The organism is Synechococcus sp. (genome assembly GCF_982614295.1).
On the sequence record NZ_CEXBMR010000049.1, the window covers coordinates 1 to 12360 of the forward strand.

Here is a 12360-nt window from a genome sequence, read left to right on the forward strand (position 1 = left end):
CAAAAGCAAGGGCCACAACCCCTAGCTGGATATAACCCCAATTGAGCTGATCCATCACATTCAACGCCGCACAGGCACCACTTGCATGCCGATTGGTGCCAGGGCAATCAAGGCAAGTTTGATATGTTGAATCCCGAAAGGAATGCCAATTATTGATATAAAACAGGCCAAGGCTGAAGTTAAATGTCCGATAGCCAACCACCAACCAGCTATTAGAAACCAAATAATATTACCGATCAAGCCTAAAGGTCCTGTGCCAAAATCAAGCTTTCCAGTTAGCTCTTGGCGACTAACCGCCTCCTTACCAAAAGGGGAAAAAGAATAATTACCAATTACAAAACAAGCCCGTGCCCAAGGTATGCCAACGATTGTGATTGCAGCAATAATTCCAGCCAACCACCAACCCAATCCCATCAACAAGCCGCCAAGCACAAACCAAACAACATTGAGCAAAAAGCTGAGCATGGCTTGAACTTCCTTGGCCCATATTAGACAGAAACCCAAGCCCAAGCCACGCTTAACAATCCGTTACACTAGGATTCGGGAACAAGCCGCGTAGCCCCAGTGAACGATTTCCTCGCAACCCTCTATCTAATCTGCTTTGCGGCCATAGCTGGTGGTGCTTTTGCCTTGATGAATCAAAATCTGCGCAATGCAGCCGCTGTGCCAGTGAGGATTGCAAGCAACCCAAAGCAAAGAATGCATCCAGAAGCGCCAGCACCCGGCGACGAAGTTATGTATGTGGATCTGAGCCGGGAAAGATTAGAAGCTTTATACCAACAGGCCGCTAAGGATTGAGTTACTTCAATTTTGATTGATCGTTAAACTTTCTATCAAGCCACTGAGTTAATATGTATATAGTTATAAACATTGGAGCATATGCTACCCACATATTTGGCAAATTCAACTCAGAGTTATTTATTAGCACAAGCCCCAAATAACTGCTAAATCCATAGATCAACATTCTTCTTAGCGGGCCTGAAAAATTTTTCATCATGTTTAGATAATAATTAATCACAGATGCTAGCTGGTTTAATGCAACTAGCGGCCAATTGGTCTAACCAATTGCGCAACCAGAGCAAACTCTCTGCTTCTAACCGGTAGTAGGTCCAGCGGCCCTGCTGGCGAGCACTGATCAGGCCCGCATCTTTCATCGCCTTTAGGTGAAAGGAAAGTTTGGATTGAGCAAGCCCCAGATCACTAGTTAGATCACACACGCAACGTTCGCCTGCACCGAGGCATTGCACCAATTCCATGCGAATTGGCTCAGCCAGCACCTTGAACAATTGCTGGGCCCGAGAGTTAGCGGTGTGTTGCAGCACACTGGTCATATCAAGTTTGGTTGATTTAAGCTGCCTTGGTTTCACCGTAGCAGCCATGAAAATCGCAATTAATGGCTTTGGGCGCATTGGCCGCCTTGTGTTTCGCGCCCTTTGGGATCGCCCCGGCATTGAAATTGTTCATGTGAACGACCCCGCCGGTGATGCCCATGGCGCCGCCCATCTGCTGGAATTTGATTCCGTTCATGGCCGTTGGCAGCACGGAGTAGTGGCCCAAGCTGATGGATTTGTGGTATCCGATCAAATCAATAGGCCAATCACTTTCAGCCAAGCAAAGGAACCCTGGGCCCTAACCGGCGCAAACATGGTGCTCGAATGCAGTGGAAAATTCAAAACGCCCCAAACCCTTGAGCCCTATTTCCAAAACCCTGCCATCAAAAGGGTAGTGGTGGCCTGCCCAGTGAAAGGTGAAGTGGCTGGCGCTGAGGCTCTTAATATTGTTTATGGCATCAACCACGATCTCTATGATCCAAGCAAACACCGCCTGCTAACTGCAGCATCATGCACCACCAACTGTTTAGCCCCAGTGGTAAAAGTGGTGCATGAACAATTTGGTATTTTGCATGGCTCAATCACCACCATGCATGATGTAACTAATACCCAGGTTGTAGTTGATTGCTTTAAGAGCGACCTGCGCCGTGCCCGCTCCTGCCTGCAAAGCCTGATCCCAACCACCACAGGATCGGCTAAGGCAATCGCGATGATATTCCCTGAATTAACAGGCAAATTAAATGGCCATGCCCTGCGGGTGCCGTTGCTAAATGCTTCCCTAACCGACGCGGTATTTGAACTAAAACGGCCTGTTAGCCCAGAGGAGGTAAATGCAGCTTTTGAACATGCCGCAATCAATGAATTGAAGGGAATTCTTGGTTATGAAACCAGGCCATTGGTTTCAGTTGATTTTCTCAATGATGCCCGCAGCGCCATTATTGATGCCCTTTCAACAATGGTGATAGATGGAACTCAACTAAAGGTTTATGCCTGGTACGACAACGAATGGGGCTACAGCTGCCGCATGGCCGATCTAGCCATGCATGTGGCAAAACTTGAGCAGGCTTGAAATCATGTTGCTTAAACCTCTATCAGCACTGCAACAATATGCAGTTGTAACCGCAAACTACTGGGCCTTCACCCTCACCGATGGTGCCCTGCGCATGCTTGTGGTGTTTCACTTCCACGAGCTGGGTTACAGCACCCTTGAGATTGCTTTTCTATTTCTTTTCTACGAATTTTTTGGAATCATCACCAATCTCTACGGTGGCTATCTAGGTGCTCGCTTTGGCCTTCGCTTAACCCTCTGGGCAGGCACCCTAATGCAGGTTGGAGCCCTGTTGATGTTGATACCCGTTGCTGATAGCTGGCCTAAGTGGTGGAGCGTTGCCTATGTGATGTTTGCCCAAGCCATAAGCGGTGTTGCTAAAGATCTCAATAAAATGAGCGCTAAAAGTGCAATTAAAACCGTAGTACAAGAAACACCCAATGATCAAAACCAAGGAGAAAAGCAATTATTTAAATGGGTTGCAATTCTCACGGGCTCTAAGAATGCACTTAAAGGTGTGGGATTCTTTCTTGGCGGAATACTTTTAACAACCATTGGTTTTAATGCAGCCGTAGCTGTGATGGCAGCAGCTTTATTTTTAGCATTTTTATTAACACTGGTGTTGCCAGCTGAAATTGGCAGAATGAAACAAACGCCGGCTTTTTCCTCACTTTTTTCTAAATCGCGAGGCATCAATGTGCTTTCCCTGGCTCGATTTTTCCTATTCGGTGCCCGCGACGTGTGGTTTGTGGTTGCCCTGCCGGTGTTTTTGCAGGCAGCCCTCGGTTGGCGTTTCTGGGAAGTTGGCGGCTTTATGGGCCTTTGGGTGATCGGCTATGGAATTATTCAAGCTGCTGCACCAAATCTGCGCCGCCTTTGGGGAAAAGGGGAGCCGCCGGGCGTTGCTGCAGTGGAATTTTGGAGCGCTTGTTTAACTGCAATTCCAGCCCTTATTGCAATTGCTTTATGGCGCCAAGTTGGCAACCCCGGGCTTGCGGTAGTGGTGGGTTTAGCTGTTTTTGGAGTGGTGTTTGCAATGAATTCATCTATTCATAGCTACATGGTGCTCGCCTACACCGATGCCGAATCGGTAAGCCTCAATGTGGGTTTTTATTACATGGCAAATGCTGCTGGTCGCCTGCTTGGCACTGTGCTTTCAGGGGGTTTGTTTCTGGTGGGCGGCATGCAGGCCTGCCTATGGGCTTCCGCGCTGTTGGTGGGGGCAGCCTGGCTGGTGAGTGGTCGCCTACCGCCTCCCCTACGCCGGAGCGCTATCTAAGCCTTGTTGAGCAAATTTGGCTCTTGCTGCGCTTCGGTGTCTTCGCAAGTGTCTTGGGACCTAAGGCCAAGATCCAAAAGATCTTGGGATAAAACCAAAAGGGATATTCCCATCAACGCCATGGCCATGCCGCGCTGTTCATCACTAGCCATTTCAACGCTGCGGGAAGCCTGTAGGTGCTGGGGCCAGCTCAAACGCATAGCAGCTACAAGGCTTTCGCAGCCATTGGTTAGATCCGTTAATACATAGCATTGGTGAAGCTTATGGGTAAACCCGGATTTACAATTTGAAATACACACCCGCATTTACGGGGGTAGCTCTTGTAACAGCTCGTTCCTAGAAGCTCGATACATTTGCCTCAGTTTCTATTCAGCTGCCATGGGCAACTCAATTGAGCTCACCACAGGCCAACAATTTGAAATTGAACGCTTTAGCCGTGCCATTGATGCCACCGCTGATTCAGAGCAATTGCGCGATCTAGCAAAACAACTGCTTAAGGCATGGCATAGCCAAAAAGCGGCCACAACTTGGGTAATCAAGCAACAGTTAAATCCTTCGCTTTAAACAACTGAATAAATCAGCTTTTCAAGCTGTTTGGCCCCAAGGGATGGTGGCTATGGGGATAGTTGGCATGGGAATGGCTGTGATGGTCGTTGTGGCTGTGCTCAGCAGTTGTTGCCGTAGCTTCCGTTTCTTGGCATGCACCCGTGCATTCCTTTTCGCATAGGGCGCAGGGTTCATTTAAACCCTCAACATGGTGGTGGTGGCTGTGCTGCACGGCGCCCACATCCGCCTCAAAACCGAGCACCTGGGCCCTGTATTTACACATTGAACAGTTCATATTTGCATCGCCCCTTATCACCTCAGCCAACCGCTCACGGAAGGTTTCCAACACGAGGGGATGATCGTTCAAATAGCCCGCTTTTACAAATTGCTGGGCTGGATTATCAGCTGCAACTCGATCCGTATGTTGATAAATCCGGCTTACCAGCACACCTGAAAATAAGAAATAGGGAAACACTAAAATGCGTTTAAAGCCCAGCTTCACCGCATGGCGCAAGCCTGGTTCTACTAAAGGAAAAGTAACACCAGAATAGACGGTTTCACCCCAGCCAAAACCAATACCCTCCACCAACATGCGGCACACTTTTGCCACATTTGAATTGGCATCAGGATCTGATGATCCTCTACCCACCACTACTAGCAAGGTATCTTCTGTGGCAACAACTTCATTGGCATCTGCAAGAGCGATGGCATCTTTAATACGAGCGGCAGCGGCCTGAATCATTTTCAGATCTACCCCCAGCTCCCTGCCGTAATCGATCTGAATACCAGTAGCAGCAGCGTAAGTATTTAATACAGACGGAATGTCATTTTTTGCGTGGCCGGCAGCAAACAGCATGCCAGGTAAAGCCAAAATGCGATTAACGCCCCTGGCTCGCAATTTATCTAAACCGTCTTTGATGATTGGCCGCGCAAATTCCAGGTAGCCGTGCTCCACGGGCACCTCAGGTAAAAGCAATCGCAAACCATTGGCCAACTTGGCAAATTCTTCGCAGGCAAAACCATTGCGGCTGCCGTGGCCGCAAAGCATCACACCAACCCCAGGCGATGCACTGAAATCAAGTGGTAGTAACAAAGAACTATCGCTTGTGATACCCGTACTCAAAATATGGTTTTAAACAATAAGGCCAGCATAAAACCACCGAACTGCACGATCACTACACAGGGGCCTGAGGGAAGGTTGGTTAACCCAGAGGCAAAAAGCCCCAATAGCGCGCAACCGCCCCCCAAAATGGCTGAACTCAGCACATAAATCGGAAAGCGTCGGCTCAATAAACGACCCGCACAGGCAGGAATCACCACAAAAGCGCTGATTAGCAACACCCCCACCGCTTTGATCGAAACCGCCACCACCACGGCGAGCAACACGATGAAAGCAATCCGGTGCCAATTAGCCCTAACGCCAAATGCCCCAGCAAAATCGCTATTCAGCGTTAGTAATACCTGGGCCCGCATGCTTAAAACCAAATACAACACTGCCCCAAGCAGCAGCAGGGCAATAACACCAAGATCAAGCCAGCCAATGCCAAGGATGTCGCCAAATAACAGTTGCTGGATACCGCCCCGATAGGTTTCCACCAAGCTCAAGGCCACCACGGCAAAAGCTAAGGAGCTGGAATAAACAATATTCAGCAAGGCGTCAGCTGGCAGCTCGCTGCGCTCCACCAACTGATTCACCAGCAATGCAAACAACACAGCAAATGGAATTAAAACCAGGGTGGGATTAATTCCCAAAAGGATGCCGATGCTCACCCCAAGCAGGGCGGAATGGCCGAGGGCATCACTAAAAAAGGAAAGCTGCCGCAATACCGCAAAACTACCCAGCAAACCACCCAACCCTCCAGTGAGCAGGCCCCCCACCAGAGCCCTCTGCATAAACGGTTGAGAAAGTACCCCAGTGCTATCAAGCATCGTGCTGATGCTGATAGGCCACCATGTTTGGCCCATAAAGCTCAGCCAAGCGTTGGGGGCTGAGGGCATGGGTTGGCTGCCCACTGCAGCGCAGATAACGGTTTAAACACAACACTTGATCGCAACTACGGCGCACCATTTCCAGGTCGTGGGATACCTGCAGCACGGTCCACCCCTCCTGACGGCGCAATTGCAACAGCAATTCCTGAAATTGCTCAGTAGCGGGGGCATCAAGCCCCGCCTGCGCTTCATCAAGCAGCAAGAGTTTTCGGGGCCGCACCACGCAAAAAGCCAAAAGCACCCTCTTTAGCTCACCGCCGGATAGTTCGCTCAGTAACTTTGCACCAAGGTGGCTAGAACCGGAACGGGCCAAGGCAACAAGCACTGCCGCGCGACGCTTTGACCAGTTATGCCAAGGCAAGCGGGGGCCTGGAGGGTCAAAACCAAAAGCTACAAATTCAGCCACGCTGAGGGGAAAGCGCCCTTGAAGCTCAAAGGTTTGGGGCAGATAGGCGATCCGGGACCGCACTTCATGGGGTAGTTCACCTGCAGGGCCGAGGCGATGCCCCAACACCCACACCTCCCCCGTTTGGCGTGGCAACAGGCCAAGCACTGCTGCCACCAAACTGCTCTTACCAGCACCATTTGGGCCCACAAGGGCGGTATCACTTTCGTTTAGCAACTCAAAATTCACACCATCAACAACCAGCTGTCCGTTGCGACGAACGCTGAGGTTTTCAACCCGCAGAACAGAATTATCCACCAAAAGCCTTGATCAAGTCAGCCACGTTGCTCCGCATCACCTTGAAATAAGTAGCAGGATTTTGGGAGGCCTGCACACTTCCGGTTTCCATTGGATTAAAGACACTAATTTTTATCCCCAAATCTTTGGCTAGGGTATTAAAGGAACGCTCACCCTCTTGGGGTTCACTAAGCAAAGCTTTTAATTGGCTGCGTTTCACAACAGCCGCCACCCGCAGGAGATCCTGGGGGCTTGGATTTAATTCAGGCAAATCCACGAGAAAATCAGCTTTTAGATTGTATCTGTTGGCAAAATAAGGGGCAAAGTCATGGAAAGCTACAAAGGTTTTACCTCGATAAGGATTCAATTGGTTGGTTATTTCAGTATTTAGTGTTTGCAAATTGGCTATATAGGCTGCGGCATTGCGGCGATAGCCTGCCGCGCAACTGGGATCGGCTTTAACTAAACCATCGCGAATATTTTCCACCTGACTAACTGCCCGCAGCGGATCCAGCCAGATATGCGGATTAACCTCACCATGGTCGGAGTGAGCTCCCACTAAGTGTCCCTCCTCTTCTGGTGAATCAAGGGTGGTTATGCCGCGGCTCGAATCGATAATTAGCAAATCTTTGTTATCAGCGGAAGCAATTAACTTGGTTAGGAATTCTTCCATTCCTAATCCATTTTTAACTAATAACTTCGCCTGGCGGAGGGCGGTCAAATCGGCTGGTTTTGCTTGAAAATCGTGGGGACCACTATTAGCTGGGATGAGGGCTTGCACTTCAGCGCAATCACCTGCAACCGCCTTGGTAAACAAGGTAATCGGCATAAAAGTTGTAAGAACCTTGAATGGTTTTGCGCTTTTATTTACATCGTTGCAGGCCCCAAGGCTTAAAACAATTGCTAGCCCAACGGCAGAACGTAAATAAGCAAGGAAGGCCATGGGACGCTGACAGATCAGGATTGAGAATCATTCTCATTGTAACCGGTCGCCGGTTTACTGGGCGAAGCCAAATCCCGCCGCTCGATTTTGTTTTTCCCGAGCTGGCACGGCCACGGGCCACAACCACCAGCTCCCTTGGTCGCCGCCAGCAGCCAGATGAAGCCCATCCCCCCTCCATGCCAGGCACTGAAAACCCTGGCCATCGCCTTCCAACGGCTGCCGCAAGCGTCCGCGCCCATCCCAAAGGGCAACAGTGCCATCGGCGGAAGCGGAAGCTAAAAGATTGCTACCCGGCGCGAAGGAGAGCGCTTGCACCCTTTGTTGATGCCAAATCAATGGGTTGGCATGCCATCCCTGCTCGCTGGCATCTCGTTGCTCCCAAATCACTACATTTTCAGCTGCTGCCACAGCAAGAGGGGGCGCTAGAACCCCCTTGTTCTGACCCCATGCAAGGGATCGAACCTTTGCAGGGAAACCGCTGAAGCGCCAGGGTCGTCCTTGGCCAAATTGCGGCAAAAGCAGAAGTGATCGATCCATTTGCCCACTTGCCAGCAGATCCCCAGTTGGTGAAAAAGCCAACACCAAACCCGCAGATCCCGTGGGGATTCGCAGGGGCTCATCCTCAGATTTTGCGAAAGGCTTCCAAATAACAAGCTCTCCGTGGCAACTAGCTGCTAGCTGCATTCCATCGGCGCTCCAGGCCAATCCCTGCACTGTTCCCGCCATATCCAAGCAGCCTGGAAACCAGCCGCGGGTGGAGCTATCCCAAAGGCGTACCTCACGGCCAGCCCCTACAGCCAATAGGGATCCAACCGGTTGCCACAGCGCTTGATCGATCCAACCGCAGGCCAGTGGTATTGGATCAAAGGGTATGGGCCTGATGCCACTGCCGCCGAGCTCCCAAAGCAGCAGACAGCTGGCTTGGCCTACGGCCATCAAAAAACAAGAATCGCGGCTGAAGCCAATTGCACTTAGACTTTTATCACTATTACCGCGCAGCAACTCCTCACAACCGGCAGGAAAATCAAGAAGTAGTAATTCACCACCTGCGCTTGCGATTGCCAAAAATTCTCCACTAGGTGACCAACTAAGGGCGGTAATGGCCTGCTGCAGTTCACCACTAAACCTTTTATCTACAAGTGGTGGTGTTACAACCATGGAAGATCAAGCAACACACGAATTAAAACCAGCTCTCAACATCTCCTCATCTAAGTTGCGGCCAATAATTACAAATTCAGTACGCCTGCGCTCATCAATTTTCCAAGGTCGATCAAATTCGCCATCAATCAACATGTGCACAGCTTGAAAAACATAACGCTCGTCTTTTCCTAGCAAATTAATAATACCTTTCATGCGAAATAGATCAGGTCCCCTTTCTGCAACCAAATCAGAAATCCAATTGCCAAGTTTTTCTAGATCCATTGGCCGGTCCTCCACAAAGGCAATTGAACCAACGGCCGCATCGTGCTCATGCTCGTGCTCATCCACCAAAAATCCAGGATCTAAGCTCAAAGCACGCTCCAATTCAAATGCTTCAACTCCAAGGATTTGGTCCATAGGAACGTTGGAATTGGAAGTGGAAAGCATGCGAGCCATTGGATTAATTGCTCGCACGCGCTGTTCAATATCCAGCCTTTCATCATCTGTCACAAGATCAGACTTATTAAGCAACAACACATCTGCAAAAGCGAGCTGCTCCTGCACTTCTTCCGCTTCCCAATGCTGCAAAATGTGCTTCAAATCCACTAATGTAACTACAGCATCAAGCCTTAATTCATCTTTTAAATCCTCATCTACAAAAAATGTTTGAATAACAGGTGCCGGGTCAGCCAACCCAGTGGTTTCAATTACCAAATGATCAAATCGATCCCGGCGCTTCATGAGATTGCCAATAATGCGAATCAAATCGCCCCGTACCGTGCAGCAAATGCAACCATTATTCATTTCAAATATTTCCTCATCAACATCGATAACCAGCTGATTATCAATTCCCACCTCCCCAAATTCATTCACAATTACCGCGACTTTTAAGCCGTGCTGATGGGTAAGGATGCGGTTTAAAAGAGTAGTTTTACCGGATCCGAGATAGCCAGTAAGCACAGTTACAGGTAATCGCTTGGAAGCTGGCACAGCACTGGAAAAAGCCATTAAAAACAATGCCGCCCCATAAGGGCTAGATAAGAATGATTCCCATTCTAGCGGAATCCCTCGCCTAATTCAAAACCGTGAGTTGTTTCAGGTTGAGAGCCTTCACCCAGCGAGCCAAGGCATCGGTGTCGGCTTTATCCGGCAAGCAAATGCAACCCACCCCCGGCAGGCAGGTGTGGATGCCCAGGGCACTGCGGGTGGTGGGGAAATTGGGCAGCAAATCCAACCAGTAGCTGTTATCCCAAGCTTCCGGCTCCCCTAAGCGATAACTGCCTGGCGGCAGGGGTGCAGCATTGCCCGGGCTCCAAAAGCGGTCTGCTTTCTGTTTTTCAGGAGCGCCGCTAGCTGCGCGCCAACGGGCCACCACCCCGCCATTACGTTTGAGCTCCAAGTACCAGAGTTGATCTCCTCTGGCGTGGCGGCCAGGCACCCTTCTGAACACCAATTCCGTTGCCCCTGGTTTGAGCAGAGCAGGCGTTGGGCCCCGGTCACCGGGCAGGTTTGCCAGAGAAGGAGGGGCAACTAGCAAAAAACCGAGTATTAACAGTGACCCACGCCAACTGAATGCCGCCATAAAGCCCCCCAGAGCTGCAACACAACTATTTTGAGGCGTTGTCATTAAAAAGGTTTAAAAGTGATGCCAAATCAATTTCAATACGAACCGATCGAAAAATTTGGTGAGGGGCTCACCACCAGGCGCCCCTGGAATAACAAAGCCCTTGCAGCAGTTGAACTTCTCAACGGCCGGGCTGCCATGGTGGGTTTTGCTGCAGCGCTTATTGGTGAATTGCTCAGCGGCCACGGTGCTGCTGGCCAGGTGTTATCAATTGTGCATTGGTACTTGCAACTATGAATCCAAAAATAAAATTAGCGGCTTATGTGAGCGTTTGGGTGTTGATTTGGGGCATCGCCGCTTCCCTTGCGGATCTTGTTTTGCTGAATCGCGATATTTACAGCAGCGGTAGCCTCGGCCAAGTAATCACATTCAGCTCCTACGGAGCTGCTTCGGTTGTATTGGCGTTCAAATTAGCTAAGCGTTTTTTGAATTTATAGGTTTAGCTCAATATCTCCAGCCACCAACAACATCAAGCTGCGGCTTTCCATAGGAGCAGATGGCGGTCGCCAGATTTGTGGCACGGCTGGTAGATCTTCATCGGCGGGTAATGCCGTATCGATAACTCTTTTCCAGCCGCTGGAGGAATTGGGAATATCGAAATGCAACGCTTTGAAGTAAGCATTAATCCCACACCAAAAACGAGGCCCCTCTGCTGCAGTTTGCACACTCCAGGCAAACCCATGCGACCAGCTCGCCCAATCGGGTTTTCCTAATTGCACACCGTGCCATTGCCGCCAGGGAAATTGGGTATTCTCGATCTCTTCAAGGGGCACATCAGGATTAATAAATGCACGCAATAGTTGCCGCACACGCAACAATCTTTTAACAAAAGTACGTAGGCTTTCGGCCTCGGTATCAACCGCCCAATTCATCCAACCCAAGGGATTATCTTGACACCAACAATTGTTATTTCCCCCTTGGCTGCGGTTCTGCTCATCGCCCATAAGCAGCATTGGCACGCCGGGAGAAAGTAGCAAAGTTGTAAGCATATTTCGTGCCTGGCGGTTGCGCAAGTTGCTTATGCCGCGATCTGTACTCGGGCCTTCTACCCCGTGATTCCAGCTGTTGTTATGGGAATCACCATCGCGATTATCTTCTCCATTAGCTAAATTATGTTTATCATTATAGCTAACTAAATCATGTAATGTAAATCCATCATGAGCTGTGATGAAATTAATACTTCTGCCGGCTGGAGCAGCCTTACCATTGAATAAATCAGGGCTTCCACTTAAGCGCTCAGCCATATTCCAAGCGGTATTTTCATCCCCTTTCCAAAATCTTCTTAGATCATCCCGATACTTACCATTCCAAGTGCCAACCCTTTTGGCAGGAAAATCACCAAGGCGATATAAACCGCCGCAATCCCAAGGCTCCCCCACTAATTTCAAATCAGCGAGTTCAGGATCCGCCTCCATTTCTTCAAATAGAGGGGGATGATCAAGGGGGGTGAGATTTTCACCACGGGTTAATGCCGCACCAAGATCAAATCGGAAACCATCTACCCCTAATTCCAATGCCCAGCAGCGCATTGATTCCAGGATCAACTGGCGCACTATGGGGCGATTGGCACCAATACTGTTACCACAACCAGAAACATCTTGATAACTACCAGTTTCCGATTGAAGGTAATAGGTTTGATCGGCAAAACCACGCCAACTCAAGGTGGGGCCCTTATCACTTCCTTCAGTGGTGTGGTTATAAACAACATCCACGATCACTTCAAGGCCCGCAGCATGGCAAGCCTCCACAAGCGCCCTCACCTGATGGCGACCTTCTTG

Annotated in this window: 16 protein-coding genes and 1 pseudogene; 6 read left to right on the forward strand and 11 right to left on the reverse strand. The window is 49.8% G+C overall.

Going from position 1 to position 12360, the window contains the following annotated elements:
• Positions 1–60: 60 nt before the first annotated feature.
• Positions 61–465 (reverse strand): YccF domain-containing protein, encoded by a 405-nt coding sequence (locus AC2JC8_RS08370; RefSeq protein WP_106501108.1) that lies wholly within the window; start codon positions 463–465, stop codon positions 61–63.
• A 168-nt stretch (positions 466–633) separates the two neighbouring features.
• On the opposite strand from AC2JC8_RS08370, the gene AC2JC8_RS08375 reads away from it, so the two are divergent.
• A complete protein-coding gene (locus AC2JC8_RS08375; protein WP_484594514.1) occupies positions 634–798 on the forward strand; it encodes a hypothetical protein in 165 nt (54 codons plus the stop codon).
• Positions 799–1010: 212 nt separating this feature from the next.
• Here AC2JC8_RS08375 and AC2JC8_RS08380 read toward each other — a convergent pair whose 3' ends face one another.
• Entirely contained in the window at positions 1011–1379 is a 369-nt protein-coding gene (locus AC2JC8_RS08380) for an ArsR/SmtB family transcription factor (RefSeq protein WP_481926803.1), read from the reverse strand.
• Here AC2JC8_RS08380 and AC2JC8_RS08385 point away from each other — a divergent pair.
• Both AC2JC8_RS08385 and arsJ read left to right on the forward strand, forming a co-directional pair.
• Positions 1378–2400 carry an ArsJ-associated glyceraldehyde-3-phosphate dehydrogenase gene (locus tag AC2JC8_RS08385; RefSeq protein ID WP_484594515.1) on the forward strand — a complete coding sequence of 341 codons (1023 nt, stop codon included), beginning with the start codon at positions 1378–1380 and terminating at the stop codon, positions 2398–2400. The two genes, AC2JC8_RS08380 and AC2JC8_RS08385, sit on opposite strands and share 2 nt — an antisense overlap.
• Before the next feature lie 4 nt (positions 2401–2404).
• On the forward strand, positions 2405–3658 hold the full coding sequence (gene arsJ / locus AC2JC8_RS08390; RefSeq protein WP_484594519.1) for an organoarsenical effux MFS transporter ArsJ: 1254 nt from the start codon (positions 2405–2407) through the stop codon (positions 3656–3658).
• Here the strand turns inward: arsJ and AC2JC8_RS08395 are convergent.
• Entirely contained in the window at positions 3655–3858 is a 204-nt protein-coding gene (locus AC2JC8_RS08395) for a hypothetical protein (protein WP_133165254.1), read from the reverse strand. The genes arsJ and AC2JC8_RS08395 overlap by 4 nt on opposite strands.
• A 178-nt stretch (positions 3859–4036) precedes the next feature.
• Between AC2JC8_RS08395 and AC2JC8_RS08400 the strand changes: the two genes are divergently transcribed.
• Complete coding sequence (locus tag AC2JC8_RS08400) at positions 4037–4222, forward strand: hypothetical protein (RefSeq protein WP_106500852.1); 186 nt, start codon at positions 4037–4039, stop codon at positions 4220–4222.
• Between the two features lie 13 nt (positions 4223–4235).
• Here AC2JC8_RS08400 and AC2JC8_RS08405 read toward each other — a convergent pair whose 3' ends face one another.
• The 7 genes from AC2JC8_RS08405 to AC2JC8_RS08435 form a co-directional block, all read right to left on the reverse strand.
• Complete coding sequence (locus tag AC2JC8_RS08405) at positions 4236–5252, reverse strand: sirohydrochlorin chelatase (protein ID WP_484594520.1); 1017 nt, start codon at positions 5250–5252, stop codon at positions 4236–4238.
• 71 nt (positions 5253–5323) lie between these two features.
• Positions 5324–6169: a metal ABC transporter permease gene (locus AC2JC8_RS08410; RefSeq protein ID WP_484594516.1), complete on the reverse strand. Its 846-nt coding sequence runs from the start codon at positions 6167–6169 to the stop codon at positions 5324–5326.
• Positions 6126–6896 (reverse strand): metal ABC transporter ATP-binding protein, encoded by a 771-nt coding sequence (locus tag AC2JC8_RS08415; protein WP_484401684.1) that lies wholly within the window; start codon positions 6894–6896, stop codon positions 6126–6128. The genes AC2JC8_RS08410 and AC2JC8_RS08415 overlap by 44 nt, the downstream gene beginning before the upstream one ends.
• Complete coding sequence (locus AC2JC8_RS08420) at positions 6889–7818, reverse strand: metal ABC transporter solute-binding protein, Zn/Mn family (RefSeq protein ID WP_484401686.1); 930 nt, start codon at positions 7816–7818, stop codon at positions 6889–6891. Before AC2JC8_RS08420 ends, AC2JC8_RS08415 begins: the two co-directional genes overlap by 8 nt.
• Before the next feature lie 54 nt (positions 7819–7872).
• Positions 7873–8976 (reverse strand): WD40 repeat domain-containing protein, encoded by a 1104-nt coding sequence (locus AC2JC8_RS08425; protein WP_484594517.1) that lies wholly within the window; start codon positions 8974–8976, stop codon positions 7873–7875.
• 6 nt (positions 8977–8982) lie between these two features.
• Positions 8983–9966, reverse strand: a complete 984-nt coding sequence (locus AC2JC8_RS08430; RefSeq protein ID WP_484594518.1) for a CobW family GTP-binding protein — start codon at positions 9964–9966, stop codon at positions 8983–8985.
• Between the two features lie 64 nt (positions 9967–10030).
• Complete coding sequence (locus AC2JC8_RS08435) at positions 10031–10585, reverse strand: hypothetical protein (protein ID WP_484401690.1); 555 nt, start codon at positions 10583–10585, stop codon at positions 10031–10033.
• 18 nt (positions 10586–10603) lie between these two features.
• Here AC2JC8_RS08435 and AC2JC8_RS08440 point away from each other — a divergent pair, with 18 nt between their 5' ends.
• Together AC2JC8_RS08440 and AC2JC8_RS08445 are read left to right on the forward strand one after the other, a co-directional pair.
• On the forward strand, positions 10604–10819 hold the full coding sequence (locus tag AC2JC8_RS08440) for a chlorophyll a/b-binding protein (protein WP_484401691.1): 216 nt from the start codon (positions 10604–10606) through the stop codon (positions 10817–10819).
• Complete coding sequence (locus AC2JC8_RS08445; RefSeq protein WP_255132508.1) at positions 10816–11019, forward strand: hypothetical protein; 204 nt, start codon at positions 10816–10818, stop codon at positions 11017–11019. Before AC2JC8_RS08440 ends, AC2JC8_RS08445 begins: the two co-directional genes overlap by 4 nt.
• Here AC2JC8_RS08445 and AC2JC8_RS08450 read toward each other — a convergent pair.
• Positions 11014–12360 (reverse strand): annotated as a pseudogene (locus AC2JC8_RS08450) (glycogen-debranching protein); the annotation flags it as partial. The gene AC2JC8_RS08445 and the pseudogene AC2JC8_RS08450 sit on opposite strands and share 6 nt — an antisense overlap.